At 74.0% G+C, this 24,120-nt stretch carries 12 protein-coding genes and 2 pseudogenes; 11 read left to right on the forward strand and 3 right to left on the reverse strand.

The window, feature by feature from the left end; all coding sequences use genetic code 11:
- The first annotated feature begins 249 nt into the window (after positions 1-249).
- From JF597_RS15975 to JF597_RS16010, 8 genes and pseudogenes are all read left to right on the forward strand, one after another.
- Entirely contained in the window at positions 250-855 is a 606-nt protein-coding gene (locus JF597_RS15975) for a CGNR zinc finger domain-containing protein (protein ID WP_293994755.1), read from the forward strand.
- A 522-nt stretch (positions 856-1,377) separates the two neighbouring features.
- Complete coding sequence (locus JF597_RS15980; protein ID WP_293994757.1) at positions 1,378-3,858, forward strand: glycoside hydrolase family 3 N-terminal domain-containing protein; 2,481 nt, start codon at positions 1,378-1,380, stop codon at positions 3,856-3,858.
- Between the two features lie 528 nt (positions 3,859-4,386).
- A pseudogene (locus JF597_RS15985) lies at positions 4,387-11,339 on the forward strand (SDR family NAD(P)-dependent oxidoreductase).
- A 1-nt stretch (position 11,340) separates the two neighbouring features.
- Complete coding sequence (locus JF597_RS15990; protein ID WP_293994760.1) at positions 11,341-15,897, forward strand: type I polyketide synthase; 4,557 nt, start codon at positions 11,341-11,343, stop codon at positions 15,895-15,897.
- Complete coding sequence (locus tag JF597_RS15995) at positions 15,894-16,211, forward strand: acyl carrier protein (protein WP_293994763.1); 318 nt, start codon at positions 15,894-15,896, stop codon at positions 16,209-16,211. The genes JF597_RS15990 and JF597_RS15995 overlap by 4 nt, the downstream gene beginning before the upstream one ends.
- Positions 16,212-16,214: 3 nt before the next feature.
- The gene (locus tag JF597_RS16000) at positions 16,215-17,030 is read left to right on the forward strand and encodes an alpha/beta fold hydrolase (RefSeq protein WP_293994765.1); all 816 of its coding nucleotides are present in this window, start codon (positions 16,215-16,217) and stop codon (positions 17,028-17,030) included.
- A pseudogene (locus JF597_RS16005) lies at positions 17,027-18,138 on the forward strand (glycosyltransferase). Before JF597_RS16000 ends, JF597_RS16005 begins: the two are co-directional and overlap by 4 nt.
- Positions 18,122-19,177: a class I SAM-dependent methyltransferase gene (locus JF597_RS16010; RefSeq protein ID WP_293994767.1), complete on the forward strand. Its 1,056-nt coding sequence runs from the start codon at positions 18,122-18,124 to the stop codon at positions 19,175-19,177. The pseudogene JF597_RS16005 and the gene JF597_RS16010 overlap by 17 nt, the downstream one beginning before the upstream one ends.
- A 4-nt stretch (positions 19,178-19,181) precedes the next feature.
- Here JF597_RS16010 and JF597_RS16015 read toward each other — a convergent pair whose 3' ends face one another.
- Complete coding sequence (locus tag JF597_RS16015; protein ID WP_293994769.1) at positions 19,182-20,174, reverse strand: lysylphosphatidylglycerol synthase transmembrane domain-containing protein; 993 nt, start codon at positions 20,172-20,174, stop codon at positions 19,182-19,184.
- Between the two features lie 200 nt (positions 20,175-20,374).
- On the opposite strand from JF597_RS16015, the gene JF597_RS16020 reads away from it, so the two are divergent.
- Entirely contained in the window at positions 20,375-21,019 is a 645-nt protein-coding gene (locus JF597_RS16020) for a DedA family protein (protein ID WP_293994772.1), read from the forward strand.
- Between the two features lie 95 nt (positions 21,020-21,114).
- On the opposite strand, the gene JF597_RS16025 is transcribed toward JF597_RS16020, so the two are convergent.
- Positions 21,115-21,642: a gamma carbonic anhydrase family protein gene (locus JF597_RS16025; RefSeq protein WP_293994774.1), complete on the reverse strand. Its 528-nt coding sequence runs from the start codon at positions 21,640-21,642 to the stop codon at positions 21,115-21,117.
- A 109-nt stretch (positions 21,643-21,751) separates the two neighbouring features.
- On the opposite strand from JF597_RS16025, the gene JF597_RS16030 reads away from it, so the two are divergent.
- Entirely contained in the window at positions 21,752-22,516 is a 765-nt protein-coding gene (locus JF597_RS16030) for an acyltransferase (protein WP_293994777.1), read from the forward strand.
- Positions 22,517-22,551: 35 nt separating this feature from the next.
- Here the strand turns inward: JF597_RS16030 and JF597_RS16035 are convergent, their stop codons facing one another.
- Positions 22,552-23,409 carry a DMT family transporter gene (locus JF597_RS16035; protein ID WP_293994779.1) on the reverse strand — a complete coding sequence of 286 codons (858 nt, stop codon included), beginning with the start codon at positions 23,407-23,409 and terminating at the stop codon, positions 22,552-22,554.
- Between the two features lie 127 nt (positions 23,410-23,536).
- Here JF597_RS16035 and JF597_RS16040 point away from each other — a divergent pair, with 127 nt between their 5' ends.
- Complete coding sequence (locus tag JF597_RS16040; RefSeq protein ID WP_293994781.1) at positions 23,537-24,109, forward strand: helix-turn-helix domain-containing protein; 573 nt, start codon at positions 23,537-23,539, stop codon at positions 24,107-24,109.
- Positions 24,110-24,120: the final 11 nt, after the last annotated feature.

The raw sequence follows: 24,120 nt of genomic DNA on the forward strand, positions 1-24,120 counted from the left end.
TCGGACATAACGCCACACGACAGAAGTGTATGCCCATTGATTCTTTCGCCCGGATGTGACGCTGACCTCGGCCGTCGACTGCTGTGGACGTCTGCGCGACCGTGCGGACTGCGGGATCGGTGTCCCCTGCATGACATGGGCATATATCGTTCGGTTGTGTCGTTAAACGAAGCGCTCACGTAGCGTCGTCCCTCCCCGGCCGAGATCGGGGAACTGCCGCCCGACGCCGTTTACCGAAAGAGGTCCGCCGTGTCCTGGACCGCCACAGCCCGCTACGGCGTGGAGCCCGCCCCGGGCGGGCTCGCCTTCGTGCAGGACCTGCTGAACACGCTGTCCGCCGGCAAGCCGCGCAAGCCCGACCTGCTGCAGACCGCCGAGGACTCCCGTGCCTGGCTCGACCAGGCGTTGCGGAGCTGGAGCGGCGCCACCCACCGGCCCGCCCCCGGTGTCGAGCTGACGGCGGAGGACGTGGAGGGCCTCCGTGGCTTCCGTCATGACCTGGCCCAGAGCCTCCACGCCCGGCACGGCGACCCGGCGGCGGAGCCCGCCCCTGCGGCGTCGGTGCTGACGCTGCCCACGGCCCTGCGTCTCGACGAGCACGGGGTCGTCCATGCCGAGCCCCGCGGCACGGGCTGGCGGCAGGTGGCTTCACTCGCCCTGACGGAGGTCTACCTGGCGCAGTGCACCGACACGCTGCGTCGCCTGAAGTCCTGCCGCAACCCTCGCTGCATGACCGCCTTCTACGACCGCTCCCGCAACAACAGCGGCGTCTGGCACGACGTCCACGTCTGCGGCAACGCGGCCAACCTGCGCAACTACCGTGCGCGCAAGCGCGCGAGCGCGGACCGGCCCTGACGCCCGGCAGATCCCGGCCGTCCCCGGGGGACTGGCGATTGTCCCGGTCCCGGCGGTCTGTCGACCGTCCCGGTCCCCGGGGGCTCCGGATCGTCGCGGTCCCGGGGGACTGGCGATTGTCCCGGTCCCGGCGGACTGTCGACCGTCCCGGTCCCCGGGGGCTCCCGATCGTCGCGGTCCCGGCGGACTGTCGACTGTCCCGGTCCCGGCGGACCCCCGACCGACCCGGTCCCCGGTTCCGGCGGGCTCACGGCCGTCCCGGTCCCGGCCGGCCCCCGGCCGTCCCCGGTCCCGGCCGGCCCCCCGCCTTCGGTTCTTGTCGGCTCAGGCCCTTTTCCTGTTCGGATCGTTGACACGAGTCACCACGGGATCTACGTTTCCGACGCGCCGGTGGTTCGACTGTGGGCTCGTCAAAATCCTGTGGCGGTTTATGCGTTCACAGGCCGAACGCGCTCCGGGAGCTGCCTTCGGCGGCCTCGCGGTTCACATCGTCGTGCCCGCACACCGAAGGAGTGACGGCTCATGTCCGACACCGTCTCCCGACGATCCGCCCTGCGCCTCACGGCCGGTGCCGTCGCGGTCGCCGCCGCGGCCACCGGCGGACTCGTCCCCCTGACGACCGCCGCGGCGGCGGACAGACCCGAGGCGGGGGCAGGACCCCGCGTCGAGCGGCTGCTCGCCAGACTCACGCTCGACGAGAAGATCTCCCTGCTGCACGGGGCCGACGACCCCGACTCGCTGGGCCAGGCCGGCTACGTGCCCGGCGTCCCCCGGCTGAACATCCCGCCCCTCAGGCTCGCCGACGGCCCGGCCGGCGTCCGCATCACGGAACACGCCACCGCACTGCCCGCCCCGGTGCTGCTCGCCTCCGCCTTCGACCCCGAACTGGCCCGCCGCTACGGCCAGGTGATAGGCCGCGAGGGTCGCGCCCTCGGCCAGGACGTGCTGCTCTCCCCGATGGTCAACCTCATCCGCACCCCGTACGCGGGCCGCAACTTCGAGACGTTCAGCGAGGACCCGCTGCTCGCCTCCGACCTGGTCGCCGCCGAGATCCGGGGCATCCAGGGCGAGGGCCTGATCGCGACCGTCAAGCACTTCGCCCTCAACAACCAGGAGCAGGACCGCAATTCGATCGACGTGCACGCCGGTGAACAGACCATGCACGAACTCGAACTGCGCGGCTTCGAGGCGGCGGTGGACGCCGGCACCGGCGCGGTCATGGGCTCCTACAACAAGGTCAACGGCACTTTCGCCTGCGAGAACAAGACACTGCTCACCGACGTCCTGCGCGACCAGTGGGGCTTCGCGGGCTGGGTGATGACCGACTGGTTCGCCGCGCACAGCACCGCCGCCGCGATCACCGCCGGCCTCGACATGGAGATGCCCGACGGCACGTACTTCGGGGCCGCCCTCAAGTCGGCGGTGCAGAACGGCAGCGTGCCCGAGCGGTACGTCGACCGGGCGGTACGGCGGATCCTCGCGGTGATGGACCGTTTCGGCCTGCTCGACGGCAGCGCCCCGCCGCGCCCCGCCCGGGACGCCGCGGCGGGCGCCGCCGTGGCCCTGGCGGTCGCCAAGGCCGGCGCGACCCTGCTGCGCAACGAGCGCGGCACCCTGCCCCTGGACGGCGGCGGCGTCACGGTGATCGGACCGACCGGCTCGCTGCCCTTCGTCAGCGGCGGCGGCAGCGCCCACGTCGTCCCCGACCACGCCGACAGCCCCCTCGACGCCATCAGGGCCCGGACCCGTGGCCCGGTCACCTACGCCCTCGGCGAGGACCTGTTCGGCAAGGCCCTGCCCGCCGATGCCCTCAGCCCTGGCTTCACCAGCGAGGGACAGCAGGTGGGCGCCGGGAAGACCTGGGCGTACGACGGCACGCTCACCGTCGCCGAGGACGACGAGTGGACCTTCGTGCTCCACTTCTCCTCCGCGGCCACCGCCCGCCCCAAGGTCCTGCTCGACGGCGAGGAGCTCTTCCCGCTCGCGGCCGGATACGGCGAGTACTTCTCCGGCGGCCTGGTCGCCGCGGCCCCCGACGGCCTGGGCGTCCGCCGCAAGACGCTTCGACTGGCCCGCGGCGCGCACACGTTGAAGATCACCGCGGACGGCGGCGACTCGGGTCTGCTGTTCCGGCTGCGCCGCATCACCGGTGCGACCCGCGCCGAGGACGTCGCCGACGCGGTGGCCGCGGCCCGAGCGGCCCGCCATGTCGTGCTGTTCGCCTACGAGGACGCCACCGAGGGTCTCGACCGCAGCACCGTCGCCCTGCCCGGCCACCAGGAACAGCTGATCCGCGCGGTGACGGCGGCCAACCCGCGCACCACCGTCGTCCTCAACACCTCGTCGTGCACCTCGATGCCGTGGCTGGCGGGGACCGGAGCCGTGCTGCAGATGTACTACCCCGGCCAGGAGGGCGCGGCCGCCACCGCCGCCGTCCTCTTCGGCGACTGCGACCCGGGCGGACGCCTCACCCAGTCCTTCCCGGCCGACGACGACCACCACCCGGTGGCCGGCGACCCGCGCCGCTACCCCGGCGTCGACGGTGTGGAGGAGTACTCGGAGGGCATCCACGCCGGCTACCGCTGGTACGACGCGCAGGGCGTGCGGCCCCTGTTCCCCTTCGGGCACGGGCTGTCGTACACCTCCTTCGCCTACTCCGACCCGGAGGCGCGGTGGACGCGCGGCGCACTGGAGGTCGGCTTCACCGTGGGCAACACCGGGCGCCGCACCGGGATCGCGGTGCCGCAGGTGTACGTCGGACCGTCCCCGGATCTCCGGCTCGACCAGGCGGTGCGGGTGTTGGGCGGCTACCGGCGGCTGGAGCTGCGGGCCGGGGAGCGGCGGAGGGTGACCGTGCGGGTCGCCGCGCGCACCCTGTCGTCCTGGGACGCGGGCCACCGTCGCTGGACGCTCGGCACCGGGCGGCGGACCGTCTGGGTCGGCGCCTCGTCGGGCGACCTCAAGCTGCGCACCGGCGTGCGGGTGGGCGGCCGCCACCACTGAATTCCTGTCAATGAACGGCCGGCGGGCAGGAGCTCTCCGGCCGTTTACTTCAAGGGTTTACAAGAATTTTCCCCGCCGTGCGTTTCATTTGAAGCGAAGTGGTTGACGGCAGGTTTTTGTCAGGATTGGGTGAGGGCTGGCGCAGCGGCGCTCCGCTCGGGTTTCCGATGTGAAACGATCGAGCCAGCGGACCGAAGTCATCCCGAATTTACAGAGCTCGGCGCGGCGGCACCGCGCGTTGCGCCGTGGTGAGTGCCGGGTGAATGGCCCGTGCGCTTTGACGGGCTTGTGGCGGTGTGCCGCCCGTGATCCGGGTGCCGAACGGCCGCCGATCCGCAGTGGATTGCTCGGATTTTCGGCTCTTGCGGTGAATTCCTCCCGCTGGCCGAATCAATACTACCGGACGTGACGGGCCCCCTCCGTTATTGACCCGCGAGTAATGAACTCGCTAGTTTCCGGTGGCCTCACCACGAGCTTTCCGCCGCACACATCCCCCACCGTGCTGTCCTCCCGATTATTCGGAGCGTCATGACGTCCCCTGTGCGTGCCGTCGACCTGATCATGTGCATCACCCCTTTCGGAGAACCCGGTGCCAGGCTCGCCACAGCGGTCTGCGCCGCCGGCGGACTCGGCGTCCTCGACCTGGGCCGCGGCGACCGAAGAACCCGGGAAGCGCTGGCCCGCCTGAGACGGGCCGCACCGGGACCGTACGGTGTGCGGGTCGCCGCCGGCTGCGCCCTCACCGCGGACGAGCTCGGCCCGGCGCCCGACACCGTGGTCCGGGCCGCCGACGCACCCTGGACCGTTGCCGAACTCGCCCCGCACACACGTGTGCTGGCGGAGGTGACCGACCTGGCCGAAGCGCGCGCGGCGGTCGCGGCCGGAGCACACGGACTGATTGCCCGGGGCGCCGAGAGCGGTGGCCGGGTCGGCGAGCTGAGTACCTTCGTCCTCCTGCAACAGCTGATGGAAGCAGCCGAGTTGGACGTTCCGGTCTGGGCCGCCGGCGGCATCGGACCGCACACGGCGGCGGCCGCGGTGGCCGGCGGCGCGGCCGGGGTGATCCTCGACAGCCAACTGGCCCTGCTCGCCGAGTCCCGGCTCCCCGAGGCGACGGCGGCCGCGCTGCGCTCCCTGGACGGCTCCGAGACGGCCGTCGCGGCCGGTCACCGGGTCCTGCACCGCCGCGGCCCGGACGCCGTGCGCCCGCCCGCCGACGATCCGGCCGCGGTCGCCGCGCTGCTCGGCGCCGAGGACCTGCGCAGCCAACTGCTCCCGGTGGGCCAGGACGGCTTCCTCGCCGCACGGTTCGCCGAGCGGTGGGGCGATGTGCGGCGGACGGTGCGGGAGCTGACGGCGGCGATACGCGTGGACGCGGCCGCCTGCGAGGCGCTGCGGCCCGGCACCTCGGCCATGAGCCGTGCGCTCGGCACCCGGCTGCCCGTCGCGCAGGGCCCGATGACCCGGGTGAGCGACCGGGCCGCCTTCGCCGCCGCCGTCGCCGACGACGGGGCTCTGCCCTTCCTGGCGCTGGCCCTCGCCGACGGCACCCGCACCCGCGAGATGCTGACCGAGGCCAAGGCCGCGCTCGACGGACGGCCCTGGGGCGTCGGCGTGCTGGGCTTCGCGCCCGAGGAGCTCAGGAACGCCCAGCTCGACGCGGTACGGGAGCTGCGGCCCAGCCACGCCATCGTCGCCGGCGGCCGGCCCGCGCAGGCCGAGGCGCTGGAGCGGGCCGGGATCAGCACCTTCCTGCACGTGCCCTCGCCCGGGCTGCTGCGGCAGTTCCTGGAGGCAGGGGCGCGGAAGTTCGTGTTCGAGGGCTCCGAGTGCGGCGGTCACGTCGGACCGCGCGCGAGCTTCCCGCTCTGGGAGGCCCAGCTCGCCGTGCTGGAGGACTTCCCCGACGCCGAGGGCCTGGAAATCCTCTTCGCGGGCGGCATCCACGACGAACGCTCGGCGGCGATGGTCGCCGCGCTCGCCGCGCCGCTCACCGCCCGGGGCGCGGCCGTCGGCCTGCTCATGGGCACCGCCTACCTCTTCACCGAGGAGGCCGTGGCGCGGGGCGCGATCCAGCCGCTGTTCCAGCGCCAGGTCATGGCGGCCGCCACGACCACCCTCCTGGAGACCGCACCCGGCCACGCCACCCGCTGTGTGCCCAGTCCGTTCACCTACAACTACCGCGAGCGCGAGGCCGAGTTGCGGGACAGCGGGGTGCCCGACCGGCGGGTGTGGGAGGAGCTGGAACGGCTAAACGTCGGCCGGCTGCGCATCGCCAGCAAGGGCGTCGACCGCTCGGCCGACGGCGAGCTGACCCCCGTGGACGAGCAACGCCAGTTCTCCGACGGCATGTTCATGGCCGGAGAGGTCGCGGTCCTGCGCTCGGCGACCACCAGCGTGGCCGCCCTGCACCACGCCGTGACCGACGGAGCCGCCGACTTCCTCGCGCGGCGCACGACGGCGGTGACGCGGCCGCCCCAGCCCCCGGCCCCCGCCCCGCTCGACATCGCGATCGTCGGCATGGCCTGCATGTTCCCCGAGGCCCCCGACCTCGCCACCTTCTGGGCCAACGTGGTCGCCGGACACGACGCGGTGACCGAGGTGCCGGTGGAACGCTGGGACCCGGCCGTGCACCACGCCGACGGCTCCACCACCTCGAAGTGGGGCGGTTTCCTGCCGCCCATCCCCTTCGACCCGTTGGGCTACGGCATCCCGCCCGCCTCACTCGGTCACATCGAGCCCGTCCAGCTGCTCGCCCTGGAGGCCGCCCGGCGCGCCCTGGACGACGCCGGATACGGACTCCAGGGACGGGAGTTCGACCGGTCACGCACCTCTGTCGTCTTCGGCGCAGAGGCCGGCAGCGACCTCTCCAACGCGGCCACCCTGCGCGCCGTACTGCCCTCCTACTACGGCAAGGTCCCCGACGGCGTCGAGGACCAGCTGCCCCGGCTCACCGAGGACTCCTTCCCGGGCATGCTCGCCAACGTCATCTCGGGACGGATCGCTAACCGCCTCGACCTCGGCGGCGCCAACTACACCGTGGACGCGGCCTGCGCCTCCTCGCTGGCCGCCGTCGACGTCGCCTGCAAGGAACTCACCGCCGGCACCAGCGACGTCGTGCTCTGCGGCGGCGCCGACCTGCACAACGGCATCAACGACTACGTCCTCTTCTCCTCGGTGCACGCGCTCTCCCCGACGGGACGTTCCCGCGCCTTCGACGGCTCCGCCGACGGCATCGCACTGGGCGAGGGCGTGGCCTGCGTCGTCCTGAAGCGACTTGCCGACGCCGAGCGCGACGGCGACCGGATCTACGGCGTGATCAAGGGGCTGGGCTCGTCCAGCGACGGCCGCTCCCTCGGCCTGACCGCGCCCCGGCCCGAGGGCCAGCGGGCCGCGCTGCTGCGCGCGTACCGCAACGCCGGGATCTCACCGGCCCAGGTCGGCCTGGTCGAGGCGCACGGCACCGGGACCGTCGTCGGCGACCGCACCGAACTCACCATCCTCAGCGAGGTGTTCGCGGAGGCGGGCGCGGCGAACGGAGGTTGCGGGCTCGGGTCGGTCAAGTCCCAGATCGGGCACACCAAGTGCGCCGCGGGCCTGGCCGGGCTGATCAAGACCACGCTCGCCCTGCACACCGGCGTCCAGCCGCCCACCCTGCACCTCGACCACCCCAACCCGGCCTGGAATGAGGCGGACAGCCCCTTCGCCTTCCACACCGAGGCCCGGCCCTGGCCTGCTCCGCCCGCCGAACGGGTCGCCGGGGTCAGTGCGTTCGGGTTCGGCGGCACCAACTTCCACGTGGTGCTGAGGGCGTACGACAGCGCCGTACCGCCCGAGCAGGGACTGGACGCCTGGCCCGCCGAGCTGTTCTTGTTCCGGGGGCGGGACGACAAGGCCGCCCACCGGGGCATCGAGGAGATCCTGCGGGCAGCCTCGACCGGCTCCTGGCGGCTGCGCGACCTGGCGCTCGCCGCGGCGCGCCTCGCGGACGCCTCCCACGAGCCGGTACGGGCCGCGGTGGTCGCGGCCGACGTTCCCGGGCTGGCCGGGCAACTGCGCCGCGTCCTCGCCGGAGAGCACGACCCGGCCGCCGGCATCCACCTGACCGACCCGCAGCCCGACGCCGACGCCAAGGTCGCCTTCCTCTTCCCCGGCCAGGGCAGCCAGCGCCCCGGCATGCTCGCCGACGTCCTCATCGCCTTCCCCGAGCTCCAGCACTACCTCCGGCTCGGCCGCGCCCACGCCGACACCTTGTACCCGCCCGCCGCCTTCGACGACGACACCCGCGAGCGCCGCCGGGCCGCCCTCACCGACACCCGGGCCGCCCAGCCCGCCCTCGGCATCACCGGCCTCGCCGCCCACGCCTTCCTGACGGCGGCCGGCGTGCGCCCCGACCTGGCCGCCGGACACAGCTACGGCGAACTCGTCGCCCTGAGCGCGGCCGGTGCCCTCACCCCCGAGGCCCTCCTGGACCTGAGCGCCGAACGCGCGGCCGCGATCCTGGCCGCCGCGGGCGACGAACCCGGCACCATGGCCGCCGTGTCCGGCGCGGCGGACGACGTCGAGCGCGCGCTGCGCACGGCCGGCGCCCCTGCCTCCGTGGTACTGGCCAACCACAACTCGCCCCGGCAGACCGTCATCTCCGGCCCGACCGGCGAAGTGACCGAAGCTGTGAGGCTGTTGCGCGCGGCCGGTCTCGGTGCCAAGCGGATCCCGGTGGCCTGCGCCTTCCACAGCCCGGTCGTCGCCGGGGCGGGCGACCGGTTCGCGGAGGTCCTCGCGGACACGGTCGTACGACCGCCCGAGTTCCCGGTGTGGTCCAACCGCACGGCGGCCCCCTACGGGTCCGACGCCGACGCGGTGCGCGCCGAACTCGCCGCCCAGATCGGCTCACCGGTCGCCTTCGCCGCCCAGATCGAGGCGATGTACGACGCCGGTGCCCGCGTCTTCGTGGAGGCCGGGCCCGGAACCGTCCTCACCCGGCTCGTCGGGCAGATCCTCGGCAGCCGCCCGCACACCACCGTTGCCTGCGAGCCGCGTGCCGGCAGCGGACTGCGTGGCTGGCTCGACGCGCTGGCCCAGCTGGCCACGGCCGGCGCACCGGTGCGCACCGCCTGGCTGCTGCGCGGCCGGGACGCCGTGGACGCGCTCCGCACCCCCGCACCGAAGCGGCCCGGCTGGACGGTCGACGGACAGCTCGTGCGCACCGCCGCCGGAGACCTCCTGCCCGGTGCCCTCGCACCGGCCCGACGAGTCGTGGAGACGACGACTGTGACGACGAACCAGCCGCACGGCGCCCCCGCCGACCGCGACGCGCTGATCTCCGAGTTCCTGCGCACCAGCCGGGAGATGATCGCCGCACAGCGCGACGTACTGCTCACCTACTTCGGGGCGGCACAGGTCCAGGTGCAGGTGCCGGCCGCGCCGGTGCTCCAGCAGCTGCCGTCGGCCGAACCGGTCGTACCGCAGCCGCAGCCGCAGTCGACGGAGACCGCACCCGTGCCGGCCCTCGCATCCGCCCCCGCGGCCGAGCCCGAGGCGACGGCCGACGTCGAGCGGGTCGTCCTGGAGATCATCAGCGAGCGCACCGGCTACCCCGTGGACATGATCGAGCCCGACCTCGACCTGGAAGCGGACCTGAGCATCGACTCGATCAAGCGGGCCGAGATCGCTGGGGAACTGGCGAAGCGGCTCGGCATCGCGGGCGGCGCGGAGACCTTGGACGACGCCGAACTGGAGGAGCTGGCCAAGGCGCGCACGGCGGCGGCCGTCACCGGATGGCTGCGGGCACGGGTGGGCGCCGCCGAGGAGGACACGGCCACAGCCGCAACCACGGCCACAGCCCCGGCCGCCGGCGACGGGACGGGCACCACGCCCGAGCCGGCCGCCGCGGCCGCCGGCCTGCCGGCACCCGCACCCGGCCCCGCCGCGGCCGACGAGGTCACCGCGGGCGAGGCGCCCAAGCGGTTCGAGCTGCGGCCGGTGGCCCTGGCAGACCCGGACTCCGTGGCCGACCCGTCCACCCTGCTGTCCGGCAAGCGGTTCTTCGTCCTCGGGGACGGCGCACGGACGGCCGCACAGGCGGCCGCACGGCTCGCCGGGTACGGCGCCGAGGCCGTGACCGTCGCCGCCGACCACCTGCTCGGGGAGGCGGACGGCCCCGTCGACGGCGTGCTGTACCTGGGCGCGCTGCCCGGCAGCGACACCCCCGTACTGCCCGGCAGCGACACCCCCGTACTGCCCGGCAGCGACACCCCCGTACTGCCCGGCTGCCCGACGCCTACCCGGTACTGCGGGCGGCCCTGGCCAGGAGCCCGCGCTGGCTGCTGGCCGCCCGCCCCGCCGACGGCACGGAAGCGGCCCGCTCGGCCGGGCTGCACGGGCTCTTCCGGACCGTGGCCCGGGAGTACCCGGACACCGTCGCCCGGGTCGTGACCCTCGCCGACACCGCACCGGAGGCGGTCACCGACGCGCTGCTCGCCGAACTGCTCGCACCGCAACCGGCTCCGGTCGTCCTGCGCACGGCCACCGGCCGGCAAGGTCTGGAACTGGTCGAGGTGGCGCCCGGCGCGCTCGGCGGCACCGGGGCCGGACCGGCCGGGGCGGGGGCCGCCGAGGCCGCCGCGCTCGGCCTCGACCGGGATTCCGTGGTGCTGCTGGTCGGCGGCGCCCGGGGCATCACCGCCAAGTTCGCGGCCACCCTCGCCGCCGCCTGCCGCTGCCGGATCGAACTGCTCGGCCGGACACCCGCGCCCAACGGTCCCGAGGCCGCCGGCACCGCGGGCGCCCGCACCCCCGCCGAACTCCGCGCCGTCCTCGCCGCCCGCGGTGGCCTGAAGCCCGCCGAGATCAACCGCGAGGCCGAACTGATCCTGGCCCAGCGGGAGATCACCGCCACCCTCGGGGAACTCGCGGCGCTGGGCAGCGAGGCCCGCTACCGTGCCGTCGACTTCCGCGACCGCGACGCCGCACTCCAGGCCGTCAAGGAGATCCACGCCGACCACGGGCGCCTGGACGGGGTCGTCTTCGCGGCCGGGGTGATCGAGGACCGGCTGATCGCCGAGAAGACCCCGGAGTCCTTCCAGCGGGTCTACGGCACGAAGACGACCGGCGCGGCCACCCTGCTCGCCGCCCTTGAAGAACTGCCCGACCGCCCCGGTTTCGCCGTCCTGTTCGGCAGCATCTCGGCCGTCCTCGGCAACCGCGGGCAGGCCGACTACGCCGCCGCCAACGACGCCCTGGAGAGCCTCGGCGCCGGCTGGGCGGAGCGCACCGGGAACCGCGCGCTGACCGTGCACTGGGGGCCGTGGGCGCCCGTGGGCGGACACACCGGCATGGTCAGCCCTGAACTCGGACGCGAGTACGCGCGCCGCGGCATCGGACTGATCGACCCCGACGAGGGCACCGCCGCGCTGCTGCGGGAACTCGCCTGGGGCGAGGAGTCCGTGCGGGCCGTCGTCTACACCGCCTCGGGCTGGTGACATGAGCGACGACCGCCGGACACCGGTCGCGATCGTGGGCATGGCGGTGCTGCTGCCCGGCGCCGCCGGCCTGGACGCGTATTGGCGGAACCTGCTGACCGGCACGGATGCCATCACCGACGTGCCGGCCGGGCGCTGGGACGCGGACTACTACCGGCCCGGCTCGGCGTCCGGGCCCGCCGTCCCCGACCAGGTGTACTGCCGGCGCGGCGGCTTCGTGGACGCGCTGGCCGAGGTGGAGGTCACCCGGTACGGGATCATGCCGAACTCCGTGGCGGGCACCGAACCCGACCAGCTGATCGCCCTGGACGTGGCCGCAGCGGCGATCGCCGACGCGGGCGGCGCGGACCGGCTGCCCGACCGGCACCGGATCGGCGTGGTGCTTGGCCGGGGCGGCTATCTCACCCCCGGCCTGGTCCGGCTCGACCAGCGGGTCCGCACGGCGGGGCAGCTCGTGCGCACCCTGGGCGAGCTGGTGCCCGACCTGACCCCGAGTCAACTGGCCCGGGTGCGCGAGGCGTTCGCCGAACGGCTGGGCCCCGCCAGCCCCGAGTCCGCGATCGGCCTGGTGCCCAACCTCGCCGCCTCCCGGATCGCCAACCGCCTCGACCTGCGCGGCCCCGCCTACACCGTGGACGCGGCCTGCGCCTCCTCCCTGGTCGCCGTCGACCAGGCGGTCACCGAACTGTCCGCCGGGCGTTGTGACCTGATGCTCGCCGGGGGAGTGCACCACTGCCACGACATCACCCTGTGGAGCGTCTTCTCCCAGCTGCGCGCGCTCTCCCCGAGCCAGCGCATCCGCCCCTTCCACCGCGACGCCGACGGCATCCTCATCGGCGAGGGCACCGGGGTCGTCGTCCTCAAGCGCCTCGCCGACGCCGAACGCGACGGCGACCGCGTCTACGCCGTGATCCGCGGCACCGGCGTCGCGAGTGACGGCCGTACGGCCGGGCTCGTCAACCCCGACCCCGGCGGCCAGATCCATGCCGTACGCCAGGCCTGGCGGGCCGCGGGCCTGGACCCCGCCGCCCCGCACTCGGTCGGCCTCCTGGAGGCCCACGGCACCGCCACCCCGGCCGGTGACACAGCCGAACTGGCCACCCTGGCCGAGGTGTTCGGGCCGATCGGCGACGAGAACGAGCGGGCGGTGCTGGGCTCGGTGAAGTCGATGATCGGCCACACCATGCCGGCCGCCGGAGTCGCCGGGCTGGTCAAGGCCGCCCTCGCCCTCCACCACGCCACCCTGCTGCCCACCCTGCACTGCGACGACCCGCACCCGGCCCTCGCCGCCACCCGCTTCCGCACCCTGGACCGGGCCCGGCCCTGGGAGACCGTCCCCGGACAGCCGCTCCGCAGAGCCGCGGTGAACGCCTTCGGGTTCGGCGGGATCAACGCGCACGTGGTACTGGAGGAGGCCCCCGGCCGCCGCGCGGCCCCCGTCAGCCGCCGCGGCACACCGGTCACCGCACCCCGCAGGACCGAAGGCGTCGAGGTCACCGAACCCGAGCGCGTCCTCCTGCTCGCCGCCGACACCCCCGACCGGCTGACCGCGATCCTCGCCGCCGACGACTCCGCCGTCCTCGCCGCCGGCCTCGACCCGCAGGAGACCCATCCCCAGGCGGCCCCGGTCCGCCTGGGCATCGTCGACCCCACCGCCAAACGGCTCGCCCTCGCCCGGCGCGCGGTCGGCAGGGGCCGGGCCTGGCAGGGCCGCAACGACGTGTGGTTCCGGCCCGCCCCGCTGCTCCGCACCGGCGGACTGGCCTTCGTCTTCCCGGGCCTGGAAGGCGAGTTCACTCCCCGCGTCGACGACATCGCCGCGCATTTCGGCCTCCCCACCGTCACCGGCCCGGCCGCCGACGCGGTGCGGGTCGGGGACGTAGGCCGTCATGGGTTCGGTGTCGTCGGCGTGGGGCGGCTGCTCGACAGCGCGCTGCGCCGGATGGGCGTGGTACCGGACGCGGTCGCCGGGCACAGCGTCGGCGAATGGACGGCGATGGTGGCCGCCGGGCTCTACGCGGGGGACCAGGTCGACGCTTTCATGGCCGGGTTCGACCCCGATGCGGTCACCGTCCCGGGCCTCGCCTTCGCCGCCGTCGGCGCCCCCGCCGACCGGGTCCTCGCCGCACTCCACGCGGACTGGACGGGCGCCGGGATCGTGCTCTCCCACGACAACGCCCCGAACCAGTCGATGGTCTGCGGTCCGGACCGGGCGGTGGCGGACTTCGTCCGCGCCTTCCGGGCCGACGGTGTGCTGTGTCAGGTGCTCCCGTTCCGGTCCGGCTTCCACACCCCGATGCTGGAGCCGTACCTGGCCCCCATCAGGGAGGCCGCCGAGCGCTTCCGGCTGCACCGGCCGACGGTCCCGGTCTGGTCCGGCACCACCGCGGCCCCCTTCCCGGCGGCCGAGGCGGAGGTACGCGAACTCTTCGTCCGGCACCTGCTGGAGCCGGTCCGGTTCCGGCAGCTGGTCGAGGCCCTGTACGCCTCCGGGCACCGGGTCTTCGTCCAGACCGGCCCCGGCCAGCTGGCCTCCCTGATCGGCGACACCCTCGGCGACCGCGACCACCTCGCCGTCGCCGCCAACTCACCGCACCGCACCGGGCTCGCCCAACTCCGGCGCGTGGCGACGGCGTTGTGGACCGCCGGGGCCGCTGTCGCACCGGCGTTGCCGGGGACGGCCGGCCCTGCCGCCCCGGCCCGGCAGCGGCCGCCCGTCCGGCTCGACCTGGGCGGCGCGCTGGTGTCCCTGGGCGGACCTGAACTCGCCGAACTGCGCGCGGCGTTGGGCAGCAGGCGGCCCCCCGCCGGGCCGTCCCCGCTGGACGACCTCGCCGCCCGCGTCCCGGCCGCCGCCGAACTCGACGCGCTGCTACGGGAGACGGCGGACACGGCAGCGGCCGTCCTCACCGCGATCAGCGCCTCGCCGGTCACCACGGCCCCTCGTACCACGGCACCCCGGCGCACCGTCCCGTCTCCGACGCCGGGAGCCCCCGCCGCCACCTCCCGCACCACCACCCTCAAGGTGTCCCCGGAGACGATGCCCCACCTCCTCGACCACTGCTTCTTCCCGCAACGCCCCGACTGGCCCGACACCGAGGACCGCTGGCCGGTGGTCCCCGCCACCACGATCGTCCAGCACATGATGGACGCGGCCGAGGAGGCCACGGGACTGCGGGCGGTCGCCGTGCACGGAGCCCGCTTCGACCGCTGGCTCACCGCCACACCCGCCGTCGACGTCCCGGTCACGGTCGCCCCCGAGCAGCCCGGCCGCGTCTCGGTCACCTTCGGCCCCACCGCACGCGCGGTCGTGGAGGTGGCCCCGGACCACGCCCCGCCGCCCGCCGGTCCCGCCCGGCCCCCGGCCGCCGAGCGCATCCCCGACCACACCGCCGCCGAACTGTACGCCGAGCGCTGGATGTTCCACGGCCCGGCGTTCCAGGGCGTCACCGAGCTCACCGCGATCGGTGACCGGCACGTCCGCGGGGTGATCACCACGCCTGCCGCCCCGGGCGCCCTGCTCGACAACGTCGGCCAGCTGCTCGGCTACTGGATCATGTCCACCCGCACCGAGCGGACCGTCGTCTTCCCGGTGCAGCTGCGGGAGACACGCTTCCACGGCCCGCACCCCGCCCCCGGCACCGAGGTCGGCTGCCTCGTGCGGATCACCTCGCTCACCGACACCGTCCTGGAGGCGGACGTGGAGCTCACCGTCGGCGACCGGGTCTGGGCCCGGATCGACGGCTGGCAGGACCGTCGCTTCGACAACGACCCGCACACCCGACCCGTCGAGCGCTTCCCGGAGCGCAACACCCTCTCCGAGGCCCGGCCCGGCGGCTGGACCCTGGTCCACGAACGCTGGCCGGACCTGGCCTCCCGCGAGCTGATCATGCGCAACTCCTGCGGCGGCACGGAGCGTTCGCAGTACGCCGAGCACCCGCCCCGCGGTCGCCGGCAGTGGCTGCTGGGCCGGATCGCCGCCAAGGACGCGGTACGCCAGTGGCTCTGGCAGCACGGCGAGGGCCCGGTCTTCCCGGCCGAACTCCGGGTCCGCAACGACGACTTGGGCCGCCCGTACGTGGTCGGCGTGCACGGCCGCACCCTGCCCGCGCTGGACGTCTCGCTCGCCCACCGGGCCGAGGCGGCGGTGGCGATCGTACGTCCGCACACCCCCGGACCCGGTCCTGGCATCGACCTCGAAGAGGTCACCGAACGCGACCCGGCGGCCATGGAGGTCGCGCTCGGCACGGACGAACTCCGGCTGCTGCACACCCTTTCCGCGGACGGCTCGACGGCTCTGTGGTTCACGCGGTTCTGGGCCGCCAAGGAGGCCGTCGCCAAGGCGGAGGGCACCGGATTCGACGGCAGGCCAAGGGACTTCACGGTCCTGGAGGCGGCCCCGGACGGCAGCCGGCTGCTGGTCTCGGGCCGCCTTGAACGCGCCTACCCGGTGCACTGTGCGCCGGTCCGCAATCCCCCCGCCCTGCCGGACCGCGACTACGTCGTGGCCTGGACCACCGGACCGGCAGCCGCAGACCTCGAGGAGGACCCGCGATGAATCCCACCGAACCCGAGATCCGCGCCGACGAGGAGGCCGTGCTCGCCGACCTCGCGCGGATGCTCCGCACCCTCCTGGAGGAGTACGGCGACGACGACGCCGAGATCGCCATGAGCACCACCTTCAACCGCGACCTGGAGCTGGAGAGCATCGACCTGGTCACCCTGGCCGGGCTCCTGGAGGAGCGGTACGGGAAGCGGGTCAACTTCGCCGAGTTCCTGGCCGGGATGGAGTTCGACGAGATCATCGAGCTGACCGTCGGCCGGCTCGTCGAGTACGTGGTGTGGAGCCTGAAGGCCACGGAGGCGGGCTGAGCCATGGCGATCGTCGACGCCGGGGACATCCGGCTGCACGTACAGAGAATGGGCCCGGGGGAGGGCCGTACCCCCCTCGCCACCGTGGTCCTCGTCCACGGGCTGCTCACCGACAGCCTCGCCAGTTACTACTTCACCGTGGCCCCCGCCTTCGCCGCCTCCGGCCTCGACGTGGTCATGTACGACCTGCGCGGCCACGGCCGCAGCGCCCGCCCGTCCGGCGGCTACACCCTCGACCACAACATCGACGACCTGGAGGCCCTGCTCGACCACCTGTCGATCACCGGCCCGGTCCACCTCGTCGGCAACTCCTACGGCGGCACCATCGCCTTCGGCTACGCGGCCCGCCACCCGGAGCGCGCCGCCAGCCTGACCCTGATCGAGTCCGAACCGGCGACCGCCGCCTGGGCCGCGAAGCTCGGCGCCATCCTGCACCGGGTGGTCACCGAACTCGCCCACAACGAGTCGGACGCGATCGCCTGGATCACCGCCAACCGCAGCCACAACACCGCCCGGCTGGCCAGGGGCGCGGCCCGGCTCGCCCGCGAGACCAGCCTCGGCCGGGACATCCCCGCCAGCCGGGTCCTGACGGAGGACCAGATCAGCGCCGTACGCTGCCCGGTGCTCGGGGTGTACGGCGGGGACTCCGACCTGGTCGAGGTGGTCCCGCTGAAGGAGGCGCTGCTGGCGGACTACCGGTCGGTGGTGCTGCCCGGGCACGAGCACTCCGTGCTGGTCGAGGCGGCCGGCACGGTCGGCGGACACATCCTGGAGCTGATCCACTCGGTCAGCGGCGACGTACGGGCCGGGGCCCGGTGAGCGGCTTCCTGTTCGTCGTACCGCCCCTGGTCGGCCACATCAACCCGGCCGTCGGCGTCGCGGCCGAACTCGCCGCGCGCGGGCACCGGGTGGCCTGGGTCTGTGCGGACGCCGGGCTGGTGCACCGGCTCGCCGGGCCGCAGGCGCTGGTGTTCCCGTGCGCGGGGACCGCCGAGGGGGAGCGGCCCGCCGACCTGCGCGGCGCGGAGGCGCTGAAGTTCCTCTGGGAGTGGTTCCTGGTGCCCCTGGCGGACGCCATGGCGCCCGGCGTGCGGGCGGCCGCCGACGAGTTCCGCCCCGACGCGGTGGTCGCCGACCAACAGGCCTTCGCGGGGGCCCTGGTGGCCGAGCGGCTCGGACTGCCCTGGGCGACCTCGGCGACCACCTCGGCCGAGTTCGGCGGCGCCTACGACGGCATCCGCGCTTCTCGCCGCAGCTCACCCTGGCCTTCACCACATCCGAACTGGCAGGCCCCACCGACCGGCCGGCCGTCCGTTACGTCGGCCCGTCGATCTCCGAGCGGCCGGTCGCCGACGGGTTCCCCTGGGAGTGGCTGGACCCGAGCCGGGAGCGGGTCCTCGTCTCCCTCGGCACCGCCAACGCGGACGTGGGCGGGCGGTTCCTGGCCGAGTGCGTGGCCGCCGTACGCGAACGGGCCGACCGGGTCCAGGCGCTGGTCGCCGACCCGGGCGGCACCCTGCCCCCCGCCGCCGACGACAAGGACATCCTCATCCTGCCGTCGCTGCCCCAACTCCCGCTCCTGGAAAGGGTCGACGCGGTCGTCTGTCATGCCGGGCACAACACGGTCTGCGAGGCCCTGTGGCACGGCGTCCCGCTGGTCGTCGCCCCCATCCGCGACGACCAGCCGGTGATCGCCGGGCAGGTGGTCGCCTCGGGGGCGGGCCTGCGGGTCCGGTTCGGCCGGGTCACCGCCCCGCGGCTGGGCGAGGCCCTCGACACCGTCCTGTACGAGCCCGGCCCGCGCACGGCGGCGGCCAGGATCCGCACCGCGTTCCGCGCGGCGGGCGGAGCGCCGGCCGCCGCGACCCACCTGGAAGCCCTCGCAGCCGACCCGCACGCAAGGAGAGCCGATGAGCAAGCAGAGTGAGATCGAGGCGCTGCGCTCCGCCTACCAGCGGGACCTGGCCGAGGGCACCGACCGCTTCTTCGAACCCCGGCGCACCACCTGCCCCTGGTGCGCCTCCGACCGGCTGACCACCCGGCTGCGCACCACCGACCTGCTCCAGCACAAGCCCGGCACCTTCGTCCTCGACCGCTGCGCGGAGTGCGGCCACACCTTCCAGAACCCGCGCCTCAACGAGACGGGCCTGGAGTTCTACTACCGGGACTTCTACGACGGCCTCGGCGAGCAGAAGATGAGCGGCACCTTCGGCGGCCGCACCAAGATGTACCAGGGCCGCGCCCGGTCCATGGTCCCGCACGACGCGACCCCGAAGAACTGGCTCGACGTCGGCACCGGCCACGGCCACTTCTGCGAGGCCGCCCGCGAGGTCCTGCCCGGCACCGCCTTCGACGGCCTCGACTTCACCGACGGCGTCGAACTCGCCGCCCGTGAGGGCCGTGTGGAGCACGCCTACCGCGGGGCCTTCCCCGACCTGGCCCCCGAACTCGCGGCCCGCTACGACGTGGTGAGCATGTTCCACTACCTGGAGCACAGCACCGATCCCGACCGCGAACTGCGCGCCGCCCACGAGACGGTACGCCCCGGCGGCCACCTCCTCATCGAGGTCCCCGACCCCGAGAGCCGCTACGCCCGCCTCCTCGGCCGCTGGTGGCTGCCCTGGCTCCAGCCGCAGCACCTGCACTTCATCCCGGTCGCCAACCTGCGCGAACGGCTCACCGGCCTGGGCTTCACGGTCGTCGCCGAAGAGCACGCCGAGGCCCACGACCCGGTCGACCTGCTGGCCGCCGTCTGGCTCGCCCTGGACCACACCGCCCCCCGCGAGGACGCCCCCTGGCTGCCGACCCCGCCCGGTGCCGTGCGCAAGACGCTCCGCGCCGCCCTGCTCATCGCGGGCGTCCCGGCCCTGGTCACCGGCACCCTCCTGGACCGCTTCGCCGTACGGCCGCTCTCCCGCCGCCTCCGCGTCTCCAATGCCTACCGCATCGTCGCCCGGCGCGACTGACGCCTCACAGCACCTTCGCGCGGATCATCGCCGACAGCACCAGAGCACCCGGCAGCAGCGGAATCCAGTCGGTCAGGACGCGGTAGCCGATCACGGTCGCGGCGGCCACCGCGACCGGGGAGCCGAACGCGACCAGTGTGATCACCAGCGCCGCGTCCACCGCGACCCCGCCGGGTACCGGAACGGCACCCCCCGCCGTGCCGGCCGCCAGGTACGCGAAGATCACGGTGCCCCACGACAGTCCCAGCCCGAGCGCCTCCCCGGTGCAGGCCAGCACGCTCGCCTGCACCAGCGGCATGGCGGTGGCCCCGCCCCACAGGGCCAGCACGCGGGAGGGCCGGGCATGAACCGTCCGGGCGTCGGTGAGCGCCGAGCGCACCAACCCGGTGACCGGCCGCCGCAGCGGTCGTACGACGACCGTCGCCACGGCCACCAGGGTGAGCACCGCGGCGACCGGGATCAGCACCACGCCGTCCGGGACCAGCTCGCCCAGCCGCCGCCAGGCGGACGAGGAGAGCAGGAACACGATCAGCACGACGGTCTTCGCGCCCGACTTGGCCACCGAGTACAGCGCGATCGAGGAGGTGGCCCGCTCCAGGGGAACGCCCCGGGTGCGCAGGAAACGCACGGTGACGGCGTGTGCGCCGAGGCCGGCGGGCAGCGCGTGGTTGGCGGCGCCGGCGGCGAACTGGGAGGCCAGCAGCAGCCCCGGCGGCAGCCGGTCGGTCACGGCGCCCTGCCGCATGCAGGCGGCCACCACCCAGGTCAGGCAGGTGAAACCGCCGGCGGCCAGCAGCCACGCCGGTTCGGCGCGGGCGAGCCGGGTGACGCCCTCGTACAGCAGTGACTGGTTGGTCAGCCCCCAGACCGCCGCGATGAGCAGCGGGGACAGACACAGGGCGAGCCGGAGCGGCCGGCCCGCCGACGAGGAGGGCGCGGGCAGCGGACGCACGGACGCGTCGGGGCGGGACGACGACAGCGAGGAGAGTGAGGACACGGGGACGTTGTCCTTCCACGGCGGGCCTGCGGTGGGGAGCCGCGGGCGAGCAGACGCCGGGGAGCCTTCCCGTCCCGTATGACACCCGGATGTCCGAAAACCGAAGGCAGGAGGGCGGGCCGGTGCCGCGGGCACGGGGGTACCCCGCCGACCCGGTAGCCTTCCTGGGGAAGGAGTACGCGACAGGGGAGGTTCCGGCGGTGCACGTGCAGGAATGGCTCGACTCGGTGCCTGCGGTCGCCGTCTACGCCGTGGTGGCGCTGGTGATCGGACTGGAGAGCCTGGGCATCCCGCTGCCGGGCGAGATCGTCCTGGTCTCCGCCGCGCTGCTCTCCTCCCAGCACTCGGGCGTCAACCCGTTCGTCCTCGGCGCCTGCGCGACCGCGGGCGCGGTGATCGGCGACTCCATCGGCTACGCGATCGGCCGCAAGGGCGGCCGCCCACTGCTGGCCTGGCTGGGGAAAAAGTTCCCGAGACACTTCAGCGAGGGCCACGTCGCCACCGCCGAGCGCTCCTTCGAGAAGTGGGGCATGTGGGCGGTCTTCGTCGGCCGCTTCATCGCCCTCCTGCGCATCTTCGCGGGCCCCCTGGCCGGCGTCCTGCAGATGCCGTACTGGAAGTTCCTGACCGCCAACCTCCTGGGCGGCATCTGTTGGGCGGGCGGCACCACGGCCGTCGTCTACTACGTCGGCATCGTCGCGGAGGACTGGCTGAAGAGGTTCTCGTACGTGGGCCTGGCAGCGGCGGTCCTCTTCGGCCTCGCCTCCATGCTGATCGTCCGCCGCAAGGCCAAGAAGGTCCAGCTCACGGAGAAGGAAGCCGAGCCTGTAGGCGCCGGGGACTGAAGCGCCCCCGAAGGGGCGCTGGGGGTCCCCCCCGGCCGAAGGCTGGGGGAGGAACTGCGCGACAAGCCCCCACGCGTCCGCACCCGCCCCACGACCTACTCATGCACCTCGCGATGCGCCACAGCCAACTCCGCGTAGAAGGTCCCGTTGAGGGTCACCCCCTCCCGCTCCTCCTCCGTCAGCTCGCGCCGCACCTTCGCCGGCACCCCCGCCACCAACGACCCCGGCGGCACCACCATCCCCTGCGGCACCAGAGCCTGCGCCGCAACCAGCGACCCCGCTCCGATCACGGCCCCGTTCAGCACGGTCGCCCCCATCCCGATCAGGCAGTCGTCCTCCACGGTCGCCCCGTGCACCACCGCGTTGTGCCCGACGGACACCCGCTCCCCGACACGCACCGGAAACCCCGGATCCGCATGCAACGTGGCGTTGTCCTGCACGTTCGCCCGCGCCCCCACGGTGATCGTCTCGACGTCACCCCGGATCACCGCGCCGTACCAGACACTCGCCCCGGCCTTCAGCGTCACGTCCCCGATCACCGACGCCGTGGGCGCCACGAACACGTCGGCCTCGATCTTCGGCTCGCGCCCGCCGATCCCCACGATCAGCGCCTTGTGCGTCATCACGGTCTCCCGTCGTCGTCGATGTCCCCGCAACCTACGCCACCACCTGGGGCGAAGATCACAGCGGCCCACCCTCTTGAAGTCGGCGCCCGCTGAGTAGCGTGACTGCGTGCCGAAGCCCAAGAACACGTTCTCGTCCTGGCGCCGCCGCCTCGCCCAACGCGCCGTGCACGCCGCCTGGGCCTGGGTGCAGCGCACGGGATCCGTCACCGCCGACCACCCCGGCCGCCTCCGGTTCGGCGCGCTCGGCGAGGCCACCCGCCTCGCCTTCCCGCTCGGCACGGTCTTCGGCGAACCGTGGATCCACCTCGGCTCGCACTGCATCGTCGGCGAACAGGTCACCCTGACCGCGGGCCTGATGCCCGACCTCGACCTCGGCCCCGACCCGATCCTCCGCATCGGCGACGGCGTCGTCCTCGGCCGCGGCAGCCATGTCATCGCGGACACGACGGTCACCATCGGCAGCGACTGCTACTTCGGCCCGTACGTCTACGTCACCTCCACCAACCACTCCTACGACGACCCGCACGAGCCCATCGGCAGGCAGTGGCCGCGCATGGAGCCCGTGGAGATCGGCCCGGGCTGCTGGATCGGCACCGGCGCGGTGATCCTGCCGGGCGCGCGGATCGGCCGGAACGTGGTGGTGGCCGCCGGTGCGGTGGTCCGGGGCACGGTGCCCGACCACGCCGTGGTGGCCGGCGCGCCCGCCCGGGTCGTACGCCGCTGGACGGCCGAGGACGGCTGGCAGCCGCCGCTGCGCACGCCCCCGCCGGTGCCGATACCGGAGGGCACCACGCCGGAGCAGTTGCGTGCGCTGGCGGAGCTGGACGAGGCGGACGTGGCGCGGCTCGCCGATCTGGAGCCCGGGAGCTGAGCGGCGCCCGGCCGAGCCGGCGCCCGGGCGCCGGTTCAGCCGGTGGCCAGCAGCAGCGTGCCCACCAGTGCGAGCCCGGCGCCCGCCGCCTGGATCGCGCGCAGCCGTTCGCTGAGGAAGCCGCGGGCCGCGAGCGCGGTGACGACCGGGTAGAGCGAGGCGAGCACCGCGGCGACCGTGACCGGGCCGTGCTGCGCGGCGACCGAGTACGTGCCGTTGGCCGCGACGTCCGCGAGTCCGACGAAGCCCAGCGCCGGGAGCGTGGACCAGGCGAAGCCGCCCTCCGGCAGTGCGGGAGCGCCCCGCCGCACGGACAGCCACAGGGCCGTGCCGCCCGTCGCCACGCTGGTCACCCGCTGTACGAAGAGGGCCAGGAACAGCCCGGTGACCGTGGTGGACGCCTCCGTGATCAGCGCGAACACCGTGCCGAAGCCGCCGGCGGCGACCAGGGTGAGCAGGATCGCGCGGCGCTGCACGGGCGCGCCCCGCAGCTGCGGGCCGCCGGCCAGGACGACTCCGGTGACGGCGACCGCGATGCCCGCGACCTGGAGCAGCCCCGGCCGCTCGCCGAGGAACAGGCCGACTGCGACCGGGACGGCGACGCTCAGCGTGGCCAGCGGGGAGACCACCCCCATCGGGCCGAGGGCGAGGGCCTTGTAGAAGGAGAAGAGCGCGACGGGTCCGACCAGGCCGGCCGCGAAGGCGAACCAGAGCCGGGGCCCGGCCTCGCTCCAGCCGCCCGTGGCGACCACGATCACACCCAGGACGACCGCCGCCAGGCCCTGCGACACGACGACCACCGTGAGCGCCGGGGCGCGTCGCGTGAGCAGCCCGCCGCCGAAGTCGGCCAGCCCCCACAGGAGGCTGGTGGTCAGGGCGAAGAATGCTGTCACGGCCTGCCTCGCAGTACAGTTCGGTGAACGATCAGGTACACCCCATCGTAGTTCAGTCAGATGAACTGCGTCATTCAAGATAGTGGACCACCATGCCCGCCGCACTGCTCTCGACGATGGACGGAACGTGTCGGACCTCGACCTGCTGACCCAGTCCCTGGCCCGCAACGTGAAGCACTGGCGGGCGGTGCGCGGCTTCACCCTGGACGTGCTCGCCGCCCGGGCCGGGGTCAGCCGGGGCATGCTGATCCAGATCGAGCAGGCCCGCACCAACCCGAGCATCGGCACCGTCGTCAAGATCGGTGACGCGCTCGGCATCAGCATCACCACCCTGCTCGACTACGAGCAGGGGCCGAAGGTCCAGATCGTCCCCGTCGAGAAGGCCGTACGGCTGTGGCACACCGAGGCCGGCAGCTTCAACCGGCTGCTGGCGGGGACCGAGGCGCCCGGCCCGCTGGAGATGTGGGACTGGCGGCTCATGCCCGGCGAGAGCAGCCCGTCGGAGCCGCATCCGTCCGGCACGGTGGAGATCGTCCATGTCACCGCCGGTGAACTGACCCTCACCGTCGACGGGGTCGACTACCGCGTGCCGACCGGCGCCAGCGCCTCCTTCGAGGCCAACTCGGCGCATGTGTACGGCAACACCGGGGACGTGCCGATGGAGATGGTGATGACGGTCTCCGTGCCGCCCGTGCCCTGAGCCCGGCAGGC

The sequence above is a fragment of the Streptomyces sp. genome, from assembly GCF_019510245.1.
In the GTDB taxonomy this organism is placed as follows: domain Bacteria; phylum Actinomycetota; class Actinomycetes; order Streptomycetales; family Streptomycetaceae; genus Streptomyces.

Excerpts from the sequence above, each read along its gene's own strand:
- JF597_RS15980 (WP_293994757.1), top strand. The coding sequence starts at position 1,378 with ATGTCCGACACCGTCTCCCGACGATCCGCCCTGCGCCTCACGGCCGGT.
- JF597_RS15990 (WP_293994760.1), top strand. The coding sequence starts at position 11,341 with ATGAGCGACGACCGCCGGACACCGGTCGCGATCGTGGGCATGGCGGTG.
- JF597_RS15995 (WP_293994763.1), top strand. The coding sequence starts at position 15,894 with ATGAATCCCACCGAACCCGAGATCCGCGCCGACGAGGAGGCCGTGCTC.
- JF597_RS16000 (WP_293994765.1), top strand. The coding sequence starts at position 16,215 with ATGGCGATCGTCGACGCCGGGGACATCCGGCTGCACGTACAGAGAATG.
- JF597_RS16010 (WP_293994767.1), top strand. The coding sequence starts at position 18,122 with ATGAGCAAGCAGAGTGAGATCGAGGCGCTGCGCTCCGCCTACCAGCGG.
- JF597_RS16025 (WP_293994774.1), bottom strand. The coding sequence starts at position 21,642 with ATGACGCACAAGGCGCTGATCGTGGGGATCGGCGGGCGCGAGCCGAAG.